This window comes from Natrinema sp. DC36, from assembly GCF_020405225.1.
GTDB lineage: Archaea > Halobacteriota > Halobacteria > Halobacteriales > Natrialbaceae > Natrinema.
Genome location: NZ_CP084473.1, coordinates 193,145 through 214,940, shown reverse-complemented (window position 1 = coordinate 214,940; position 21,796 = coordinate 193,145). Strand labels below are relative to the sequence as shown.

The following is a 21,796-nucleotide window of genomic DNA, read 5'->3' as shown; positions in this document are numbered from 1 at the left end:
TCTCCAAACTAACTCCACGACCTGCTCGTTCCTCAAACTGGCCTGACTAGACACTGCCGTCTACCATATGAGTCATAGATTTCGATCTTAGTCAGGTTCTATCCGTAGCTGTAGCGAAGTTACGCGGCTACTGACGGTCCGTTCAATGCGAGCGCGGTAGACGTCGCACGTCCCGTCGGCCGTCTCGATAGCGTCCGCAAGCCGTTCGACGCTGCGGTTAGCGTCCGGACCGTTCGGCGTCACTCGCAGGCGACCGCGGTCGCCGGTGATGACGAGTCCTCGCTCGTCGCTTCGAATCGGAAACGTGGAGACGAGCGGAGACTCGAACGTGTTGTCCGCGTTCGAGAACACCACGTCGTCGCCGACCGTGACGACGCCGTCGGTTCGGTCGATCGTTACGGTCCGGCGGAGCGACTCGAGGCCAATCATCCGACGGCCGCAACTCAGGCAGAGACGCGCTGGGAACCCGTCGAATGCCTCAGTCGAACGACCGGGACCGCGATGGCCGGGCGCCCGATCGATGATCCCCGCGTCGACGACGACGACGACGCAGTCCGCGAGCGAGCGGCACGCCTCGAGTACGATTTCGAGGCCGATGCCGGTGACGTCCACGTCGAGGTTCAGTTGCTTCCGACGCACGCGCCGACCGATTCGACGCCCCACCGGTACGCGGTCGCGATCGACGACGCCGAGCCGACGGTCGTCGACTTCGACGCGAACGGCAGCGAACACGACCCGCAGTGGCAGCGGAACGTGCTCCGCTCGACCGTCCGCTCGATGACGAGCCACGAACTCGAGGGGTCCGGTCGTCATATGCTGTCACTGTACGCGATGGATCCTGGCGTCGTCGTCGATCGAGTGATCGTCCATATCGACGGCGACACTCGCCGATCGTATCTCGGACCGCGGGAGACGCGGGACCGGCGCCTCGAGTGACGCCTGCGTCCGGTTCCGGCGGGTGACTCGAGAGACAGACCCGATGGAGTGAACAAGAATCGTAGCGGTCAGCGCCGTCGATGCGCGGTCGTCGGCCGTGTCAGTCAGCGCCCACGTGTGGGGGACCTTCTCGTCCGGCAATGGCGAACGTGATCGGTCACCGGTAGCACGGTATAGCCTCTATATTTACATCTGTACAGCTGTATTCGAGGACCGACCTCAGCCGATACCGATTCGGGAAACGGACGGGCAACCGGCGTGGCGGGCCCGTCGTATCGCGAACGAAGGCGCCCCACACCGGCCCACCGATCGTCGGCCTCGAGATACCGAGAATCTATCCGGTGGGAGCGAACAAAAGTCCGGGAGGCGGTGCAACTATCACGAACGTGATCGTCGTAGCGCAGTCGACTCCGACACGTTGTCGGATTTTCCGATATCCGCTCTATGACGGACGTCCGGTATTGCCGACCGTCTTCCGGCCGGAGGACCCGGAACTTTCTGCTCGAGTAGGCCACATATCGGACCCCGTCTGCTGATCGGTGTGACTGCCTGCCATACACACTGACGCATCGAACAGACGTTAGAGTACTTGATCAGTAAATATTATTAATAATCATATATAATTGTAATTCATATACAAACAATTATATGATGGTGTATTGCGGAATACGCTGTTGCGAAATTACGTCAGGAGTTAACATGGGAAATGATAGCAACCAGGTCGGGTCGACGGAGCCCGGTCACACGAACCGAACCGCGAAGACGGACACGGCCGATACCACACCGCTCTCGATGGGCCGACGCGGCGCGTGGCGGTGCTCGGCGCGACCGGACTCGGCGCGCTCTCGGGGACGGCGAGCGGGCGGCGGGGATCCGGCGACGGACCGACTACGGGCAACCAGCCGTGGTACGAGTGGGACGCCGACGTCGACGCCGGCGGCAACGGGCTGTACGACCTCGGACGACTGCAGGCCGGACACGTCCACACGGCGGCGCGGGACCCGGTCTCGTCGACGGAGTATCGTTCTTGCGGATTATCGAGAGTGGGAACGCAATTCTTCCGGCGGTGTCCGCTCCACTCGCATTCGTCGGCGCTGCCGAATCGGATCGGTTTCTATCGCGATACGCGGTGTACCCACGCCCTCGCAGGTGACCCCGACAGGTTCCCGGCGTTCCGGCGGGAATCCCCAAAGTTATGTCCGTCGCCGGGAACTGGCAACTGACAAGTATGACGGATTCCACCGATGAGACGACGACCGATATCACGACGTTCGGTGAGACGATGCTCCGCCTGTCGCCGGAACGCGGAGAGCGACTGGAAACGGCGGAGTCGCTCGACTTCCGGACGGCGGGCGCCGAGAGCAACGTCGCGATCGCGGCGAGTCGGCTCGGCGCCGACGCGGTCTGGATATCGAAACTTCCGGAGACGTCGCTCGGTCGGCGCGTGACCACCGAAGTACGGTCGCACGGCGTTACGCCGGCGGTCGTCTGGAGCGACGAGGGGAGACAGGGAGCGTACTACATCGAAGAGGGCGGAGAACCGCGCGGAACGAACGTCATTTACGACCGGCACGACGCGGCGATAACGACGGCGGAACCGGACGACGTGCCGATCGACGCGATTCGATCGTCGGACGTATTCTTCACCACGGGTATCACGCCGGCGCTGTCCGAAACGCTGTCCGACACAACCGGCGAACTGCTGGACATCGACACCACGACCGCCTTCGACCTCAACTATCGGAGTAAACTCTGGTCGCGATCGACAGCGCGGTCGGCGTACGAGGAGCTCCTCCCGAAGGTCGATCTGCTGTTCGCCCCCGAGCGCGACGCCCGGTCGATACTCGAGGTCGACGGGACGGGCGAAGCGATCGCCGACGGACTCCGCACGCGGTTCGACTGTGAGATAGTCGTCGTAACACGGGGGTCGGACGGCGCAGTCGCGAGCACCGCCGACGAGAGCGTGAGTCAGCCCGCGTTCGACACCGAGACGCTCGACCCAATCGGGACCGGCGACGCGTTCGTCGGCGCGTTCCTCTCGCGGTACGTCCGCAATGCGTCCGTCGGGGACGCGTTGACATGGGCGGCGGCGACGGCAGCGCTGAAACGGACGGTCAAAGGCGATCTGGCGGTGATCACTGAAGACGAGGTCGAGACAGTCATCGCCAATGGAGGTGCCGCGATCGACAGGTAACTGTCCGTACCGTGGACCGATCAATATCAGTGTAATTTAGTAGGCATCCTCCGTTGGCACTCCGTATGAGTGTTCAAAAGATCGAGCAGATCGTGGACGGCGGTGTAATCGGAATCCTTCGAGGCGTCGAGCCGGACGTTGCGATAGACGTCGCTTCGGCAGTCGCCGACGGCGGCGTCACGGCGCTCGAGGTGACGGCGGATACAGAGAACGTCCTGGAAACGATCGAGACGCTCTCGAGTCGGTTCGACGACGTCCTCGTCGGCGCAGGGACCGTCCTGGACGCGGAAACGGCGCGGGCCGTGCAGTTGGCTGGTGCGGAGTTTCTGGTGACGCCGACCGTCGACACCGACGTCATCGAGGTGAGCAACCGCTACGGGACGCCTATCGCGTCGGGCGCGTTCACGCCGACCGAAGCACTGCGAGCCTACGAAGCGGGCGCCGACTTCGTGAAGGTGTTTCCGGCGAAAACTGGCGGGCCGGAACACGTCGCCGCAATCGGTGGCCCGCTCTCGCAGATCCCGCTCGTCCCGACCGGCGGCGTCGGTCCGTCGAACGCGGCGGCGTACATCGAGGCTGGAGCCGTCGCCGTCGGCGCCGGCAGCGCGATCGTTGAGGACGACGCCGTCGCGAACGAGGACTACGCAACGATCACCGAGAACGCGCGCCGAATGGTCGACACTGTCGAGTCAGCACGAAACTGAAATAGCGGTCGGTCGTATTCGATTCGGCTCGAGGTCCGTAGGTCGTGAGGAAACGACGCGACAGTCGCTATCGCTCGCTATGCTTTCCCTTCTGAGATCTCGCTTTTTGAGTACTGTTCGGGGTTTAGATAGGTCTGGCTCAAAAATGGGCTCGAGCAGCCGTACGGGCCTGAGCCGACCGACCGATCTACGGTCAACCACTCGCCGGCGTGCGTGAGGTGGGATCGCCGATGATCCACCTCGTCACGTCCTCGAGACCGGCGAGTGAGATCGGTTCCCGTCTCACGAACATTACGGATGTACGTATGTAATAAACGTCGTAGCGTGGGTCAATACGCGCATCTCCCAGGAGTGATTACTGTCCAATTCTATCAATTCACGACGTCAATAGCTGCTATTTCGGCGTCAAGATCCGTTATCGTCCAGGATTCCCGGCTCCCGAACGTGAGTTCACATCGCGATGGACTACATCGGATTTCCCTCTGCCAATCATCGTGATTGGAGAGACCCTCAACGAACCGATCGAACACACGATAGGTCGATTCGATAGTCGTTGACCGGATCGACATCTATAACCTTAAGTGATAATCCGTCACATATCCGCATATGCCCATGGAACGTCCGTTAGAAGAACTGCTCCCGACCGTCGCCGAGTACACGTTCGACCTCGATTTCGAGGACTTCATTCAGGGTGAACGGCCGATGGCGCTCCGCGGCCTGCTGGCGACGGACGACGACGAACACACCGAGATCGCCGAACGGTATATCGACTGGGCCGTCCGATCGCAGTCGAGCGACGGGTTGATGGCCTACGGATCGATCGACGTCGTACCGGAGTGGGACGAACACCGTATCTTCCGTCCCATTCCGGACGCTGGAGCTGTCGCCATCCTCGCCCTCGAGGTCTACGAAAACGGCGGTCCCGACTCCTACCTCGACGCCTGCCGACGACAGTTCGAGTACCTCCACGAGGACGCGCCTCGAAGCGTGGACGGGGGGATTACTCACCACATGGACGACATCGAACTGTGGATCGACGCCATCTACATGATGTGTCCGTTCATGGCCCGCTACGGCCAGCTCACGGACACGCCCGAAGCGATCGACGAAGCCGTCGACCAGATCCTGGTCCACGCGAAACATCTCCGCGATCCGCACACCGACCTCTACCGGCACATCTGGCGCGAGCATCCCAACAACTATCCCGACGGCTCGCTCTGGCTGCGCGGCAACGGCTGGTTCGCCACGGGCGTCCTCGACACGTTAGACTACGTGGCCGAAGACCACCCCGAGCGCGATCGCCTCGAGGAGCTCGTCCGTGACCACCTCCTGAGCATGGCCGAGTACCAGGACGCCAGCGGCTTCTGGCACCACCTCATCGACGACGACACGATGTATTTGGAGACGTCGGGAACCCTCCAGTACGCCTACGCCTTCACCGAGGCCGTCGATCGGGGCCTACTCGACGAGGAATACCGCGAGGTGGCCGAAGACGCGATCGGTGCGGCCAAGACGGTCGTGACCCCCGACGGTGCGGTCCAGCGCAATGCGGCGATGCCCGGCGGTCCGGAGGCTCCGCAGGCGATCAACCTCTACGGCCAGGGCTGGTTCCTGATCGCCGGCAAGCGGGTCCTCGAGTCGGACGCTGACGTCTGATCAGGTCGGGGACTTACCTCTGCCCGCTATCGACGCCGAATCGGTCGCTGACGCGCCCGAACCGATGGCCTCGATTCGCCGTCCATCGACGGGCCACGCCTCACGGCGACCAGCGAAAGAAACGAAATAGGTGCGCTCGAACGGTCAACTCGCAGTTCGCAGTCGTCGCCGAGCGTGAGTTACAGGTGACTGCGCAGCGCCCCGTTCATCGTCTCGACTGGTGCGTCCTCGCCCGTCCACGTCTCGAAGGCGCCGACGCCCTGGAACAGCAGCATCCAGGCGCCGTCGATCGTCTGGGCGCCAGCGGCCGCCGCATCCGTCAAGAACCGCGTCTCGAGCGGCTTGTATACCGCGTCGAAGGCCACGAGGTCCCTGTGCCAGGCGTCGGCCGGCGCGACCGATTCGTCGGACTCCAGCCCGACGCTGGTCGCGTTGGCGACGACGTCGGCGTCGGCCATCAGGTCGGAAAGGTCCTCGAGTCCGTGACCGGTCGCACCCGGGACCTCGTCGGCGAGGTCGTGAGCCTTGGACGCCGTCCGGTTGGCGATCTGTACGTCGGCGCCCGCGTCCTCGAAGCCGAAGGCTAGCGCCCGGGCAGCACCGCCAGCACCGACGACGACCGCACGAGTGTCTTTCAGGTTCACGTCGTGATGCTCGAAGGCGCGGAGCGTCCCGGTCATGTCGGTGTTGTATCCCACGGGCCCGTTCTCAGTGAAGTCGATCGTGTTGACCGCCCCGACCCGTCGGATCTGCTCGTCCGGCTCGGCGAACTCGAAGGCGTCGTGTTTGAACGGCAGCGTGACAGTCAGACCGTCGATCCCGAGCGCATCCGCGCCACGGAACGCCTCCTCGATCCGATCGGGATCGGCCTCGAAGGTGACGTACTTGGCATCGATTCCGTGCTCGCGAAAGGCGGCTTCGTGCATCGGTGGTGACAGTGAGTGTTCGACGGGGTTTCCGATGATACCATAGACATCCATATCTCCTCCTGCGATGGCAAGAAAAATAATCATGGCGATCCCCGTGGCGGGGAGCGGAACGGCGATCGTCGTTCTTCGATCCGTCGATTTCGATCGATCATCCGGCGCTAACGTCGGAAACGGGTTGTCGGGGCGCTCGTATGCGTGACATCCCGCCGTAGTTGCAAACGAGCGTGCAATATCGGCGACGAGTCGACTTGCCGTCGAACGGCGAGATCGGCAGGCGTTCGATTTTCGTTTCGGGGGAGGAGAAACCGTCCCGTTTCACGTACACCGTCCCCCCTACCCCTTCAGATTGGCACTGTCTAGTTGAGTCAATTTAAGAAGTGAGCAGGTCGTTGAGTGAATTGGTTAGATGCTCGCAGACCTGCTCAACGAGAGCTATGAACCGGATTTTGAAGAATTTTGGGAGAATGAGCGGACGGCGACGCCCGTCAGGACGTTCGCCGTCCGCCTCCATCAGACCGGTTGTTCGCTTCGGGAGACAACAGTCATGAGAGACACATAGTCTCTATTAGACTGATGAGCAAATTTCTTTCTCCAGAACCACTCTGTCTATCCTGATAGGAAGAACAGCGAATTGAATCTGGACTTTCAATTACTCGGAGACGTGATCGAGACATAGTGCCCCTCTGGACCACGTGTCATTGAATAGAAAATTATTTTTTGCTTCGGTAAAGAAAGTACGTATGGACAATATTAGACAGGTATATAGACGCCTAGACAGTGGGATATGGGGACTATCTCGCGGCGAATATGCCATTCTTACTGGGGTTACAGCCACTCTTTGTAATCTCGTAGTTACCTTGGCCCTCGGGAATCCGAACTATGCATTCGCAATCGGAATCGGTCTTACCTTGACTACACTCAGCTATTGGTCCAATCTGAATCAAAAATAGGAAGAAGTGCTACGACGTTCCGTAGAGTTTATGATTGAATACTCAACGGCGACTATGCGTTCTGTACCTCCCGATTCCTTATAGAACTTGTTAACTAGTGAGGAATTCAACAGAGCCAGGTCACCGGGAATGCGCCGATCGACGGGAAGACACTCATCGAGGAAGCAGACGAGGATCTGCTCCCCGATGATGTCCTTATCGTCGCAATCGGCCGTGAGGGAGAAGACCCGTCGATCACGCCTAAAGGGAGTACGCAGATCGAAGCCGGCGATCTGCTCACCGTCTATTCGGCATCCGGTCTCGACCTTGGACTTACAGACGTGTTTTATTATGACGAGGGCCGAATGCGATAATTGTAAGAATTATAGATATTATATGAATAGAATTGGTATATTCGAACACTGTATTGCCGAAGTATTAAAGTGGAAACCGACCGAAGACCATATTTGTCGAGGGAATACTATCCACTTCTATTGAATTGCTCAAATAGCTGTTAATCTTGATCACCGACGTTGTGATTTCGCATCTCGGATCTCTGCTCCGTCTCGAAGCTTATCGGGACACTGTGGACAGACCCGAGGTTCATCAACGCCATCTGGCGTGAACACACGAGAATATTGTTCAGTAACATGCGAACCACAATTCTGACATTCAGGCATTTCCTTTCATTACCAGCTTTCGTGGTCTGTCGGTTGTATCGATCAATAGTGTTTGTTGCATAATGGGGTTTCTTAGATGTAATGTCATTTGAATATCTATTGGAGTCCTATCTTATAGGTATTTTTCTTTCCATGAGTTACTGGGGAATCGATCTGAACGCTAATTCGATAGAGAGTACTATTCTACGAGATCCTCAGCACAGCCACATCGGATGGTGAAACCAGTACACGGAACTCTCCAACCGAGAATCTGACTTCGAGATCAGTGTGTTGACTCGTCGGGTCCACGAGTTGCTCGAGTGATTCGACATCGATCACCTGCTGTAGTTGATACTCGTCACGAGAGAGCCCCCTTCTCTTCGAGCGCGTTAACGATCTCGAGCAGAATCTCACTGTCACTCATTGTTTCCCACCTTGTTGACGGCGTCGATAATCTCCTGAGCGGCCGAACTGATCCGCTCGAGTCGGTCGAGGATAGCCTCCGACTCTTCGCCCTCCCATGCAGCGAGGTAAAACGCTGACCCGCTCGTGTCCAGCCCGAAATACCGACCGACAATGTACCCGACGGCTTCGGCCTCGAGCGATCGTCCGCGACAGAGCCGTTCAGACTGTGCAGTTCGGAAGAGCGAACATGTCTGGTCCCGGATACTCTGTGCGAAGCCGAGACTTGCGACGATCCGCCGGATTTCACTGAGACCGTAGGCGAGGTTCCGTTCGGCTTTCGACTGCCATTGGGCACGGGACTGTTCGCGACGCAACCGGTTCAATTGTCGGCGCTTCGTGTTCGAGAGGGCGTTTCCATGTCCGTCTTGCTTGTACCCGATCTCGGTGGAGAGGCCTCGATCGTGGCGTGTCGGTGTCAGCGGAGCGCCGGTCCGTCTCTTGGATCCCTGCTCGTCATGTCGACCCCAATCTGGTCCTCGGTCTAGTTTGGTGTCCTCGAGGATAGGTCCACAGTCCTCACAGATCGTCTCGCGGTCAGTCGATCGAACGCTGCCGCCACAGTCTGACAGGTAGTTGTAGTCGTCTGAACGCTTTCGTCAAACGTCGTCGTGTAGATGTCTCTCGTTGCCATCGATAACTCCGAAGAGGACAACTGATCAGCCCCTTCACCACTTCTGGGGCGATAAACACCACTAGTTGATTCCAGGGTCCAGTAGAAGGCTCCGTGATATCGGTGCCAAATTTCGGGCAGCTTCCCCCAATTGACACACCACGTGAGGGTGGGGGCTCTAACGCCGGTCTCTGGCAGGCGTTTCTCGAGACATCGAACCCAAGCGGTACACTTACTCGCAGACAGCAACCAGTACTGAGGGAAACACTCACGCGGTTTCGGTGACGATCTCGGTACTGGCCTCGAAGGTCACCGCTCGCGTCGACAGCGTCTCGGCGATCTCCCGGCGTTGCTCGAGTGTGAGGTCGTCGTGCTCAAGGACTTGGCGGGACACTTGGACGAACTTCGGAATGTCGTCGCAGGCACTCACCACCGCTTTCGTCTTGTTGCAGTTGTAGAAGTCAGCTGTATCTTCGATCGCGTCTCGTTGATATGCGTAGTCTCAGTCCTGATTCGCGTACTCGTACACACGACCCCCGAAATCCTAGCTTTTTGGCTCACTGAACAACCTATTTCGGTCCAAACGTCGGAACGTATCGGCTATCCAGATACGAACGACGGCTCGAACAACGGATCGACTCGAGATATGCACATGACGAGTCGCAGCTCGTGTGCATATTCGGGGAACGGGATTTGTCGACGTGCAACCCCAGGGAGGGAAACTTGAGGATTGATCTAAACCGAGACTGTGAACCAGTAAATGATGAGGTTTGTAGATGTGTAAAGAAATCCAAATGAGAAAATAATCATACCCAGTTTAGGCCCAAGTGACTTGATGGAAATAGCTGACCCGATAAATCCAGCAGTCACTGAAATCAGCGCTGCAATCTCAGATGTTGGAACAAAAGTAAAGATAAGAGTTTGTATCGCTCGCGAGAATATTTCAACAGATTCTGACATCGAATCTGCAGCCACAATTCGCGTGTAATAATAAAATAGAAATAGAGTTCCTGCCACAAATGCACCTAAGCCGAATAGTTCCTTTGCGTTACTCATAACAGATGATACTTCACCCACATAATTAAATCTTTCAGAGATTAGGATTCTGGAGACCTAATTGACATATAGAAACCATCGGCTCTGTTGAAATCCTTCGAACATGATAGGTCTGGCACCCTCTGCGGTAAGTACAGGAAGCATAGTTAACGTCCCTTCCAGTCGGACTCAGAACCACCACGAATCACTTCCACACCAATTTTGCTGGAACTTGATATAGGGTTCTTCATCCTCCTCTTCCCTGTTAACCTCAATATAGAGTTCTTCATCTGGTTCATCATTACCAGTACAATCGGGATAGAAGAGGTACTTTTCCCGCACTGATTCATTCTCTCTCAGGTTCGCGCGAACAGCGTATTTCCGACTTTCGAGAACATCGGACTCCTGTACCGTATTGTCGGCACCATCTTCTTCCAGCGGTGGCAGCTTAAAATTTTCTTGAAAAACTCTTGACTCGCTTCGTTCGCCACCTTCTGCTCGGAGTATCTCAACATTGAGAGAATGTGGTTCCGAATCAAAGTTCATAAGCGTTAACGTCAGTTGTGGACCGACGAACGGCAGTTTAGCACATCCCGAAAGCGTTGACATTCCAAGACCGCCTCCAAGCAGGAGTGCCTTCCGGCGGGTGATCCCCATAATTCCAGCTACGAAAAGATAGGTTAAATGCTTTGTTATGTTAGCTTACATTCGGTCAAATCTCAATCTGTTCTTCCTATTAAACAGCGATCAATACGCACGTGTAGTGAGTATTAGTTTCACGCTAAAATGCTCTGAAGAATATGTTTTCAACAGAGCCAAACCATCTTATATTGGTGCTTCCTCTTTACCCTCTATTTCGGCTTGCCCTACCAGCGGCGGGGCGGTAATTTGTGACCTTGGCCTTAGATACAGCTGCTTGAGGTCTCGTCTCCCGTCCTAAGCAGACCCGGCAAGGTGGATTATCGAGGTACCACTCTTCACTACCCAGGGGTAGCACCGTTGTAACGTCCAATATCGGCCGGCCAAATTTTTCGCAAGCGCGGCGCGCGCTCTGCGCGCCGCAAGATTACCTTGCCCCCTTAGGGGCATTTGCAGCGGTCTCTCCTCTTTCATTCAGGTAGACGATTTCGAAGAGGCTGATAACAAGACACGCGTACTGACCTCTGTTTTCGTTTGACTGCCTCCTACAGTGATTCCGAATCCAAATATTGCTCAGTCGGTATTTGACTAATCACTTCCAAAATTTTATCCCAATATTCGACATCCGCGGCCGGCACTGTCTAGTTGAGTCAATTTGAGAAGTGAGCAGATGGTTGAGTGAATTGGTTAGATGCTCGCAGACCTGCTCAGCGAGAGCTATGAACCGGATTTTGAAGAATCTTGGGAGAATGAGCGGACTGACGGGCGTCAGGGCGTTCGCCGTCCGCCTCCATCAGACCGGCTGTTCGCTTCGGGAGACAACAACGATTTTAGCGGAATTAGGCGTTCAACGATCTCACGGAGCGGTTTGGAACTGGGTTCATCGGCTAGCTGACAGCGGACGCGACCCGCCTGAGGCGCAGCCGAAGCGGGTCGCCGTTGACGAAACCGCTGTCAAGATTAACGGCGAATGGTCTTGGTTGTACGCTGCAATAGGCATCGAGACAAAGTTGATTCTCGATGTTGCGTTATTTGGGCGGCATGGCACCGATCCGACGGCTGCGTTTCTCCATCGACTCACCGAGAAACACGATCTCTCGGATGTTGAGTTTCTCGTTGATCAATTCGGCTATCGGACTGCCCTTGCTCGATTAGGATTGAGCGGTCAGATCAACTATACCGACCGAAACCTCATCGAAAAGTGGTTTCACACCCTCAAAATGCGTATCGACCGCTTCCATAATTCGTGGGTGGGCAGTCGGTCGAGCGTCCGCGGGTGGCTTGAAAAGTTTATGCATTACTACAACCATCAGAGACCGCATCAAGCTCTCGATGGAAAGACGCCGATCGAGGAGGTACAGAACTAGACAGTGCCGTGAGCAACTATTTCTAACGTCTACTAGAGACAGTTCCACCTCTTTCCGAATTATCGTTTTTCAGTACAACTCTGTGACTCGAGAAGTGCGGTGTCAGGCGGAGTCGGAAATCGGGTTCATAAGTTCGATCTACAGCCGAAATTTGACGTTCTCCGAATCGTATCGGGGTCGACGAGACGGGAATTCTGATTGGCGAACACCGTTACTACTGTCCACTACTGTTGATCCAGTAACGAGCAAAACCGCTCGTAAACGGCTGTTTTCGGCAATTTTGTTCGTTCTAACGGAACGTCGTAATCAGAAACGTACCGAGAAAAACAATTTCAACGATTCGTGTCCCTCCTTGGTGAAGCGACGCGTCTTCAGACTGCATTCCGTCGAAACGGATCCCGATTCGACACTGAAAACGTGGAGGTCGGAATAGTTCGAACATATATTCAAGATGGTAAAATGGTAAACGACTCCAGACTCAAACTACTTCAGCAACACACGCGCGGAGACGGCTGATGAGTGGCCGAGACCGTTCGTTTCCGCGTGGAACCAGTTTATCTACACACGAGGGGATCACGCGTATACCCACGGTGAAAACGGATGGTACCATCAAGTGTCGGGGGTATCGGACAGAGAGTAATTACAACTGTACACCTGTAACGATCAGTGGTCAAACGACAGTCCCTTTCGGACAGATTCCATAACGCCCGAATTAACGACCACCGCTCTTCCGAAGACGGCAACCGAACGGTCACGTCAGTAACGAAGTGATAGGTCTGAATATGATAGGGGGTACAGCTGGTGACGAAGTATACCACTGACCGAAGAGACTGACTCCGCCACGTTCCGGGACAGAAACCATTTTATGTTCACAGCAGTATTTATCGGCAGTGACCGACGAGGGCTCCGATACGACTGAATCAAGGTGTGGGTGTAAACTCGGTCGAGTTTCCGAGAGGTACGACCTCACGGATCTCCACGACACGCTAATCAGCTACTGGACCGGTGACGCCGACGAACAGCGCAGCACGCGCGAACTCGCAACGTACGTGAACCAGCGGGTACTGGAGACGGCGCTTACGAACGCGGACATCCCCCCTAGAGAGGGAGCGGTCAAGAACACGTACCGTTTGCTCACGAGCGACGACGTCACCAGCGGAACACGGGTCCAGACGCGAAACGAACTACAGCGTGACGGTGTCCCGGTCGAACAGGTCGAGTCAGACTTCGTCTCCCACCAGACGGTCTACAACCATCTGACGAAGTGTCTCGACACCGCAATTGGAACCCCCAGCGACGAGGAACAACTCGAGAGAAGTACCGAGAAACTGGGTGCGCTCCAGAATCGAACCGCGGTAGTCACATCGGACACGGTCGAGCGACTCGAGCGAAAGGAGATTCTCGAGATCGGTGCATTCAACGTGAACGTCTCCGTGACGGTGACCTGCGAGGACTGCTACCAGGAATACACTATCAGAGAACTGCTCGACCAACGCTCCTGTAACTGCTAGATATCGGGCAACAGAGAGCAATAACGAGACTACCGGTCAGACCGTGGCGGTCGCCATACGCGCGGAGACGCTGCAAATAAAAGGACAATTCCTATATATGATGGGCGAAACAAGTAATTATGGCAAGTAGCGTGGACGAGAAGACACACGACATCCCGAAGGAAGCAACGCTTTCTGTCAGCAATATCGGCGGTATCGACGAGGCGGAAGTCTCTTTTCAGGAAGGGGTGACGATTCTCTCAGGAAGAAACGCGACTAACCGTACGTCACTGCTACAGGCGATCATGGCAGCGCTCGGAAGCGATCGAGTGAGTCTCAAAGCAGATGCCGACGACGGAAGCGTGACACTCGAGTTCGGAAACGAGATCTATCGGCGGCGGCTCGAACGGCGAGCCGGAGCGATCGCCACCGAGGGCGACCCGTACTTAGCGGACCCGGAGATTGCGGATCTGTTCGCCTTTCTGCTCGAATCCAACGAGGCGCGGCAAGCCGTCGCTCGCGGCGACGATCTTCGCGAGTTGATCATGCGGCCGATCGATACTGCCGCGATCAAGGCCGAAATCGAACAGTACGAACAACGAAAACGAGAGCTCGACGAGCGACTCGAGAGACTGGAAACGCTCGACCAGCGGCTCCCCGATCTCGAGGCAAAGCGAACGCGGATAACGAACGAGATCGAGACGCTACGGGACGAACTCGAGACGGCTCGAGCGGAACTCGAAGAGACGAACGTCGATGTCGAACAGCGACGAGAGAAGCAGTCCACGCTCGAAACGAAACTCGGAGAACTACGCGACACGCAGTCCGAACTCGAGCGCGTTCGCGATCGAATCGAGACCGAGCGCGAGAGTATCGAAGCACTGGAGGAAGAACGGGACGAGATTGAGGACCGACTCGAATCGCTCTCGGCGGGTGACGAGACCGAGATTAGCCGTATCGAAGCCGAGATCGAGACGCTCCAGGCGGAGAAAGCAGATCTCTCCGAAGAGATCTCACAGCTTCAGAGCACGATCCAGTTCAACGAGCAACTCCTCGACGAGCCCGACTCCGTCCTCGCAGACGACGGCCAGACTGACGACGGACCAGTGACGGATCGGTTGCTCGCCGACGCCGAGACGGTCACGTGTTGGACCTGCGGTTCGTCGGTCGCTCGAGAACAGATCGAGACGACGCTCGAACAACTCCGAACCGTCCGACAGGAGCGACTCGAAGAGCGATCCGAGATCAGCGCCGATCTCGAGGATCGGCGGGAGACGCGCTCCGCGATCAACGAAAACCGGGCCGAATACCGTCAGACGCGACAGCGCCTCGAGTCGACCACTGACGAGATCGAGCGGCGGAGCGACCGAATCGAGGACTTGACGGACGAGCGCGAATCCCTTACCGACAAAATCGACGAACTCGAGACCGATATTGACGAGCTCGAGACCGAAGAGTACAGTGGAATTCTCGACCAGCACAAGGAGGTCAACCAACTCGAGTTCGAACTCGAACGCAAGGAACGGGAGCGCGACGAGATCGAAGACGAAATCGCTACGATCGAAGAGCGACTCGGTGAGCGGGAGAAGCTCAAAGCGCGCCGCGAGGACGTAACAGACGAACAGACGGATCTCCGCATGCGGATCGGTCAGATCGAAGCGGACGCGGTCGAGGCGTTCAACGAACACATGGAGAACCTCCGTGAGTCACTCGGCTACGACAATCTCGATCGGATCTGGATCGATCAGACCAGTCGAGAGGTTCGTGACGGGCGCCAGAAAGTCTCGAAGTCGTCGTTCGATCTCAAGGTCGTCCGCAGTACTGACGAAGGTGCGGCCTACGAGGATACGATCGACCATCTGAGCGAAAGCGAACGAGAAGTGACCGGACTTGTGTTCGCGTTAGCCGGCTATCTCGTTCACGACGTGTACGAGACGGTCCCGTTCATGTTGCTCGACTCCCTCGAAGCGATCGACTCCAAGCGGATCGCGGCGCTCGTCGAGTACTTCGAAACGCACGTTCCCTATCTCGTCGTGGCACTGCTGGACGAGGACGCACAGGCCATCAACGGCGACCCCGGCATTATCACGGACATCTGATCAGCGAGGACGGACGAAGAGCCGTTTATCATACCGTTCTGCCTTGTTCTGATCCATAATCGTGGTCGCGGAGGCATCGCCACACACTCGGTTCTGCTTGTTTCCTATCAACGACTAATGAATTCTGTTCCGATTTCATTCGCCCGCACGTTCGATAGCAGCTGATTTCGACGGAGCCCGATTTACAGTAATATGGATGTAAATTAGTAGGGCCATCACCCCTTCCAGTCGGGTTTACTGAAAGCTTTTGGTCCGTTCCCCCTTCGGGAACGCATCACGAGATGAGAAATTACCGTTCTCCGGCGACGAGCGATCCCTTAAATCGCGGGATTCAGCCGAGCCAAGCTTTCAAGATCCAAACATTTGGTAAGCTTTCGGATCACGTTCCAACGAACAACAAACGTCATAAAGCGTACTGCGGGGTCCTCGAAGCGGTCGTTTCTTCTATGGCAGCGCTAAACCCAATTTTCGTTCTCCTGTCCCGAATCGCTTGTTTCTCCACCCCCGTCCATTCCACACGTCGGGTCGGCCGAAATCGGTCGATCACGTTCGCAAACGTTGGCTATGCCCTGCTGAAGCACAGGGATCGAACGGAACCCCTCTCGGTTACCAGACGTATTCTGGACAGTAGCGGAATTGAATCGACCGTTACCGACTGGCCAGAAGGAGTCGCGGATTCTCGGCGAAATGAGAACGTATCGGTTACCGCGGCTCGCTGCCGTCTGACTAAAGAGGGACCAGCAGCAGTAATACGGCCCAGTAGTGTTCCCCAAGAGGGAACAGATTGCCGCCATCACGGCGAAGAAATGTTCCTATCAGATTACAAGACCTGAAACGATCCCTCATCGGTGATCCTGCAGTCGCTACGACTCGTAGCGGAATTCGGTCCACGGCCCCTCAATGAACGGGTACTCCTCGACGACGTCGAGGTCGATTTCGATACCGAGTCCTGGCTCGTCGGGAACGGTGAGCCGACCGTTCTCGACCGGTGGCCGTCCCTCGACGATGTCGAATGCGAGATCAAACGGATACATTCCGGGGTCGCCCGAGGCGTCGACGAGCGGATCGTCCTCAAAAATTGGGTACTCGACGAGGTCGACTTCGGGTGCGGCGGCGACGAGGTGAGCGTTCGCGAGCAGGCCAAGCCAGGTACCGAAGTTGTGCGGGACGAATTCGACGTCTCGACCGCGACAGAACTCGATCGCGCGCCGGCAGCCGGTGAAGCCGCGGTGGTGGCGGACATCGCCCTGCAGGAAGTCGACGGCGCCCGTCTCGCCGAGCGCAAGTAACCCGTCGGGTGACGCCTCGCTCTCGCCTCCCGCGAGCGCTGCGCCGGTCTCCGCCAGGCGTTCGTAGCCCGCGTAGTCGTCTGGTGCGACTGGTTCTTCGACCCAGTACGCGCCCTTTTCGTCCGCGTACGCGACGATGTCGTCGACGGTCTCGTCGCCGTAACTGTCCTCGAGCTTCCACCAGGTGTGCGAGTCGAGCATCATCTCGGTCTCGTCGAGCGCCTCCGAGACGAGATCGATCGTTCGGCGGTCGGCATCGGGACCGATCCCGGGGCGGTACTTGTAGCCGAAGAAGCCGGCTTCCTCGACGTAGCCGGCCTGCTCGGCGAATTCCTTCGGTTCCATGTACATCCCTGAACTGGCGTAGAGCGGGAGGTCAGTGGTGGGTTCCGGGGGGTTCTCGTACTGGTCTCCGAGAAGTTCGTACACTGGCGTTCCCAGCTCCTTCCCCCGAATGTCGTACAGGGCAACGTCGATCGCGGAGATGGCCTTCGTCTCGAGGCGGTCGGGAAGGGCAGTAGCCTCGACGAGGTCGTGGGCGTCAGTGATCTCGTCGATCTCCTCCCCCTCGAGCGCGGCGGCGACTTCGTTCTCGAGCACGTCGGCGAAGGTCCCCTGGGAGTCGCCCTCGAAGTACTCTCGCATCGCGGAACTCGTCGCGCCCGCTGTCGCGGCCCCGCGGAGTCCACTGGCGGTCTCGACGACGGCGAGCACGACGTCGCGTTTCAGCAGACGACGGGTGCCGCCGTGGAAGTCTCGGTCTTGTGACGGGTCTATCGGGGACGACAGGGCGAATCCCCCAACGTCTGTGATGCGCATATTTCGACAGTAGTTCGCACTCACATAAATTCCTCGGGCCCGTTCTGCATATCCGGACGACGATGCGTCGCCACGGGCGTGCTACACACCACCCGTCGGAGTGCTTCGGTCACCGACGGGCGTCGGAAGCGCGTCGAGGGAGTCACCGCGGAGCGCGACGGCGAGACGGAGGAGCGCGAGCGGCGTCAGGTCATCGAGTACCGCCCGACCCGCGTCGTCGGTGAACAGGCCGTTCTCCCGCTCGGCGAGGAGGCGACCGCCGACCCGGGCTGCAGCGTCGAGATACGCGTCGTCACCGTTCGCCCGATACAACTCGAGGAGCGCACACAGCAGCTCCGGCCCCACGGCGTCAGGGATCGGATCGGACTCGAGCGCCGGCTGTTCGTGCGGCGCACCGATGTCGCCGAGACCGAGGCCGATGGCGATATCCCGCACCGTCGCCCGGCACAGGTCGTCGCCGCTCGCCCGATACGCGCGAGCGTACGTCCAGAGGAAGTCCGGGCCGGCCTCGATGGGGCCGATGACCCGTCCCTTCGGACCGAAATACCCCTCCCGGCGGACGACGAACCCGTCCAGACTCAACCCGTCCGTGAGCATCGGCTCGAACTCGTTTTCGGCGGGCCGGTAGGCGGCCTCGCGCCATGACCTGAGTTCCTCGATCGCCCATCGGCCGAACGGTGTTCCGCGCTCCCCTAATCGCTCGGCGAGCGCCAACTGCTGGCGCTGGACGATGGGACGGGGACGGAACAGCGTCCCCTCGAAGATGCGGTTATCGCCGTGGATGTACGGTGCGAACTGGTACTGGGCCCGGTCCCCGCGAATTTCGGGGCCGTTACAGTAACTCGCGTGTTGGCTGAACTGATAGCCGCTGATTCCGGGGTCCTGTCTGGTCTCGACGTATCGGTGTGCGAGTCGCTTCGACCACGCCAGGGGTTCGTCCTGGCCGGTGAGTTCGGCGAGCAGCCCGGCCGCGTAGTAGAGGTCGCTGCCGGTATTGACGAAGGTGAGGCCGTCGCCCCAGAAGAACACGTCGCCGCCCTCGTACTCGTGATCCCAGAGGTCCCCTATCGGCTCGTTCCAGCCGCCGTGGCGGTTGAAATCGAGTGATTCCCAGTCGAGAATGTGAGCGTTTCAGAACGCCGCGACGAACTGGCGGGTCGCGTCCGGAGCGACGTCGTAGAGGAACTCGTAGAAGGGGTACTCGAACTTGAGTTCGTGGTCGCTCTTCCCGACGACGACCTCGTCGGCCTCGAGGTCGTAGGCGGCGTGACCGCCCCAGTATACCAGGCCGGCGTCGTCGGTGGCGTGATCGAACGTCCACGAGACAATATCGTCGGCCCTCGAGCGATACGTTCCGTCGTCAGTGACCTCGCTCAGGCCGACGAGCGCGCGCAGAAATGACTGCTGGAGGGCGACGTTCGAGAGGTGGCCGTGGGCGACGTCGCGACCGTCGTACGCGACGCCCGTCCGCGTCGTCGCCTCGAGGGCGTCGACGAGCAACGGCGTGTGTTCGTCGCCGTAGTCGTCGCGGGCGTGTTCGAGGACCGCGTCGACGTGAGTCCGCACGCCGTCGACGATCTCGCTCGCGGAAGGCACAGTCATACAGTAACGTGGTATCGGCGAGCAGGACCTTGTACGTTTGGGAATTCGGGATATGCACCGCCCGTCGCGAACGATAGACGGGCCGCGACAACGGACGTGACGCGACTGACGAAGCGGAACGGAAAAGTCGCTCAGGTAGCCTGCTTACTCCTCGACGGCGAGCGCCTCCTCGCGGAGCCACGCGCGCAGGTTGCTCTCGGGTTCGCCGAGGTCCTCGGTGTTCTCGGCGAGTTCGGGGTAGCCGTTGACGTCTTCCTGACTGTCGATGACGCCGCCGTCCCCGCTGCTGATGGCACTGATGATACGCTCGTCGTCCTCGGTCCGGTCAGCCGGTCGCGCGCCGACGTTCGCGAGGTTGTGCTCGATTACCGCACTGGAGTCGAGCGCCTCCAGGGTCTCGGGCCAGTGAGGTTCGGAGTCGAGCATCGTGATGTTACTGCCGATCATGTCAACGCTCCCGTCACCGGCCTGCAGGTTGTCTTCGGCGTAGACGCTCCCGTCACCGAAGACGTTGGCCTCGTCGGACTGCGGGTCCTCGAAGACGTTGCCGACGATGGCGTGACTCGTGTCGGGGTCGGCCCACATGCCGTCGCCGTAGTAGTGGACGTAGTCGTTGACGACGACCGTCTCGGTCCCCTGCTTCAGGCGCGGGTTCCGGTCCGTGCCGAGCGCCATCACATTGCCGACGTGGGCGACGTTCTTCGCGTTGTTGCCGACGATCGAGTTGTAGCCGTGCTCGCCCTTCTCGTGAGTCGCGTCATTGAGCGGCTCCGCGATGAGACAGTTCGAGATCGTCGAATCATTCGTGTCGTACCCGACGTTGATGTTCTCGTCGACGCCCCACGTGCCGGTACAGTGGTCGATGACGTTCCCCTCGGTGTCGTCGGCCATCTCGATAGCGTCTGGCTGCCATCCCTCATCCTGGCCGGCGTCTCCGGGCCGGACACGGATGTGCTGCACGACGGAGTTGTTGCCGTACACCCAGAGACCGCCGCGAATGAGCGTGATGCCGGGCGAGGGAGCGGTCTGGCCAGCGATCCAGCAGTTATCGTTCCGGACGTTCAGGTCCTCCGCGCCGAGGTCGATGGTGCCGCTCGTCTCGAAGACGACGACGCGCGGACCGGCGATATTCGTCGCGCGGGCCAGTTCCTCGCGAGTCGGCTCGCTGACGACGACGAGCGGCGTGTCATCGTCGAGCCACGGCGCGACGTCTGCGAACCCGTCACCGGGGTCGATCTGAGAGGCGCTCCGGGGACCCTCCTCGGAACTGCCGCTGGAGTTGCTGGGCGTGGAGAACAGTTGGTTTACCGTGCTGATTTCCGCTTCACCGTTGTCGCTGTGCGCGCGATACTGGTAATAGCGACGCGGCGTTAACCCGGAGACGTCGAAACCGAACTCGCCCGTCTCCTCGAGGGTCGTGACGTCCGTCGACTGCCACTCGTCGGACATCGCCTCTCGGTATTCGAAGGAGACGTCGACGGCGTCGGCACCGCCCATGGTCTCGAGTTCGCCGGTGAGCGAGGCCGCAGTAGGCGACGTGTCGGGTTCGGTGAGGTTGACGACGGCCGGCTGGCTCACGGTGACGCTGCCCTTGATGATCGGGTTCCCGAGGTCCTCGCTGGTCATGTCGGCCGTGTCGAGGCCCTCGAGGCCGCGGAACTTGGCCGTGGCGGCGTTCGCCTGATCGTGACTCGTCACGGCGAGGCCCAGAGAGACCTCGTCGGGGAGCGACATCACGTTCGACGGAATCTCTGCGACCAGCGTCCACTCCTCACCGTCCTCTGAGCCGTACGCGCGGATGGTGTCGCCGCTACGCTCCAGGCGCTGCCAGTTGCCGTCGAACATGCCGCCGTCGACGCGAGAGAGCGGTTGCCCGTCCTCGGAGGTGGTGCTCGTCGTCGAGGAGCCGTTCTCGGGGCGCCACTGCGGCGACGTCGCGTAACCCGGGCGGCGGCGGATCATGACGTTCTTCGCGCGAGGCTCCGTGCTCGCTCTGGCCATGATGCCCCCTTTCGCGTGGGGGTTCGTGTTCTCGATCGAAGTACAGTGAACGCGCACGTCGAAGTCGCCGCTCACCTGCGTGTAGAACCAGTGTCCCGCGTCGGCGGTGTTCCAGATATCGGTTCCCGCTCCGTCGATGGTGATGATTTTGGGGCCGTCCCCGCCGTTCCCGCCTGGATTTTCGTCCGTCGTCTCGTCTCCAGTTAGGCTGGAACAGCCAGCGAGGCCGGCGAGTGAGCCGACGCCGATCGTCCGGATGAAGGTTCGTCTATTATTCTCCATGATTTATATTCAGCAGCACGTTGCTTCTGCCCTACTTTAATGGTTGTGGTGTGTAATAGCCTCCCAATATATGGGCGGCCGGACCGGACCG

14 protein-coding genes and 7 pseudogenes are annotated in these 21,796 nt (G+C 58.7%); 11 read left to right on the top strand and 10 right to left on the bottom strand.

What is annotated here, in order from left to right:
* Positions 1 to 87: 87 nt before the first annotated feature.
* Positions 88 to 429, bottom strand: coding sequence for a hypothetical protein (locus tag LDH74_RS22105; protein WP_226042631.1), 342 nt, complete (start codon positions 427 to 429; stop codon positions 88 to 90).
* A 45-nt stretch (positions 430 to 474) separates the two neighbouring features.
* On the opposite strand from LDH74_RS22105, the pseudogene LDH74_RS22100 reads away from it, so the two are divergent.
* The 5 genes and pseudogenes from LDH74_RS22100 to LDH74_RS22080 form a co-directional block, all read left to right on the top strand.
* Positions 475 to 936, top strand: a pseudogene (locus LDH74_RS22100) (hypothetical protein); the annotation flags it as partial.
* Positions 937 to 1,745: 809 nt separating this feature from the next.
* On the top strand, positions 1,746 to 2,159 hold the full coding sequence (locus LDH74_RS22095) for a hypothetical protein (protein ID WP_226042630.1): 414 nt from the start codon (positions 1,746 to 1,748) through the stop codon (positions 2,157 to 2,159).
* A gap of 5 nt (positions 2,160 to 2,164) precedes the next feature.
* Positions 2,165 to 3,130, top strand: a complete 966-nt coding sequence (gene kdgK1, locus LDH74_RS22090; protein WP_226042629.1) for a bifunctional 2-dehydro-3-deoxygluconokinase/2-dehydro-3-deoxygalactonokinase — start codon at positions 2,165 to 2,167, stop codon at positions 3,128 to 3,130.
* Positions 3,131 to 3,195: 65 nt separating this feature from the next.
* Positions 3,196 to 3,834, top strand: a complete 639-nt coding sequence (locus LDH74_RS22085) for a bifunctional 4-hydroxy-2-oxoglutarate aldolase/2-dehydro-3-deoxy-phosphogluconate aldolase (RefSeq protein ID WP_226042628.1) — start codon at positions 3,196 to 3,198, stop codon at positions 3,832 to 3,834.
* 606 nt (positions 3,835 to 4,440) lie between these two features.
* On the top strand, positions 4,441 to 5,490 hold the full coding sequence (locus tag LDH74_RS22080; protein ID WP_226042627.1) for a glycoside hydrolase family 88 protein: 1,050 nt from the start codon (positions 4,441 to 4,443) through the stop codon (positions 5,488 to 5,490).
* A 179-nt stretch (positions 5,491 to 5,669) separates the two neighbouring features.
* Here the strand turns inward: LDH74_RS22080 and aroE are convergent, their stop codons facing one another.
* The gene (aroE, locus tag LDH74_RS22075; protein ID WP_226042626.1) at positions 5,670 to 6,470 is read right to left on the bottom strand and encodes a shikimate dehydrogenase; all 801 of its coding nucleotides are present in this window, start codon (positions 6,468 to 6,470) and stop codon (positions 5,670 to 5,672) included.
* 355 nt (positions 6,471 to 6,825) lie between these two features.
* Here aroE and LDH74_RS22070 point away from each other — a divergent pair.
* Together LDH74_RS22070 and LDH74_RS22065 are read left to right on the top strand one after the other, a co-directional pair.
* Positions 6,826 to 6,957 (top strand): annotated as a pseudogene (locus tag LDH74_RS22070) (IS6 family transposase); the annotation flags it as partial.
* A 516-nt stretch (positions 6,958 to 7,473) separates the two neighbouring features.
* Positions 7,474 to 7,722 (top strand): annotated as a pseudogene (locus LDH74_RS22065) (TrkA C-terminal domain-containing protein); the annotation flags it as partial.
* A gap of 489 nt (positions 7,723 to 8,211) precedes the next feature.
* Here LDH74_RS22065 and LDH74_RS22060 read toward each other — a convergent pair.
* The 5 genes and pseudogenes from LDH74_RS22060 to LDH74_RS22040 all read right to left on the bottom strand — a co-directional run bounded on the left by LDH74_RS22060 (position 8,212) and on the right by LDH74_RS22040 (position 10,774).
* Positions 8,212 to 8,431: pseudogene (locus tag LDH74_RS22060) on the bottom strand (HalOD1 output domain-containing protein).
* Entirely contained in the window at positions 8,424 to 8,786 is a 363-nt protein-coding gene (locus LDH74_RS22055; protein ID WP_226042625.1) for a hypothetical protein, read from the bottom strand. The pseudogene LDH74_RS22060 and the gene LDH74_RS22055 overlap by 8 nt, the downstream one beginning before the upstream one ends.
* A 564-nt stretch (positions 8,787 to 9,350) precedes the next feature.
* A complete protein-coding gene (locus tag LDH74_RS22050) occupies positions 9,351 to 9,560 on the bottom strand; it encodes a hypothetical protein (RefSeq protein WP_226042871.1) in 210 nt (69 codons plus the stop codon).
* A 257-nt stretch (positions 9,561 to 9,817) separates the two neighbouring features.
* Positions 9,818 to 10,138, bottom strand: coding sequence for a hypothetical protein (locus LDH74_RS22045; RefSeq protein ID WP_226042624.1), 321 nt, complete (start codon positions 10,136 to 10,138; stop codon positions 9,818 to 9,820).
* A 168-nt stretch (positions 10,139 to 10,306) separates the two neighbouring features.
* Positions 10,307 to 10,774 carry a hypothetical protein gene (locus tag LDH74_RS22040; protein WP_226042623.1) on the bottom strand — a complete coding sequence of 156 codons (468 nt, stop codon included), beginning with the start codon at positions 10,772 to 10,774 and terminating at the stop codon, positions 10,307 to 10,309.
* 673 nt (positions 10,775 to 11,447) lie between these two features.
* Here LDH74_RS22040 and LDH74_RS22035 point away from each other — a divergent pair.
* The 4 genes and pseudogenes from LDH74_RS22035 to LDH74_RS22020 all read left to right on the top strand — a co-directional run bounded on the left by LDH74_RS22035 (position 11,448) and on the right by LDH74_RS22020 (position 15,712).
* Positions 11,448 to 12,123: pseudogene (locus LDH74_RS22035) on the top strand (IS6 family transposase).
* A gap of 404 nt (positions 12,124 to 12,527) precedes the next feature.
* Positions 12,528 to 12,682 (top strand): annotated as a pseudogene (locus LDH74_RS22030) (IS6 family transposase); the annotation flags it as partial.
* Between the two features lie 331 nt (positions 12,683 to 13,013).
* Positions 13,014 to 13,634: a rod-determining factor RdfA gene (gene rdfA / locus LDH74_RS22025; protein WP_226042622.1), complete on the top strand. Its 621-nt coding sequence runs from the start codon at positions 13,014 to 13,016 to the stop codon at positions 13,632 to 13,634.
* A 119-nt stretch (positions 13,635 to 13,753) separates the two neighbouring features.
* Positions 13,754 to 15,712, top strand: a complete 1,959-nt coding sequence (locus LDH74_RS22020) for an archaea-specific SMC-related protein (RefSeq protein ID WP_226042621.1) — start codon at positions 13,754 to 13,756, stop codon at positions 15,710 to 15,712.
* A gap of 863 nt (positions 15,713 to 16,575) precedes the next feature.
* On the opposite strand, the gene LDH74_RS22015 is transcribed toward LDH74_RS22020, so the two are convergent.
* From LDH74_RS22015 to LDH74_RS22005, 3 genes and pseudogenes are all read right to left on the bottom strand, one after another.
* A complete protein-coding gene (locus LDH74_RS22015; protein ID WP_226042620.1) occupies positions 16,576 to 17,820 on the bottom strand; it encodes a mandelate racemase/muconate lactonizing enzyme family protein in 1,245 nt (414 codons plus the stop codon).
* Positions 17,821 to 17,901: 81 nt separating this feature from the next.
* A pseudogene (locus LDH74_RS22010) lies at positions 17,902 to 19,422 on the bottom strand (pectate lyase).
* A gap of 144 nt (positions 19,423 to 19,566) precedes the next feature.
* Positions 19,567 to 21,705 carry a pectate lyase gene (locus tag LDH74_RS22005; protein WP_226042619.1) on the bottom strand — a complete coding sequence of 713 codons (2,139 nt, stop codon included), beginning with the start codon at positions 21,703 to 21,705 and terminating at the stop codon, positions 19,567 to 19,569.
* Positions 21,706 to 21,796 lie beyond the last annotated feature (91 nt).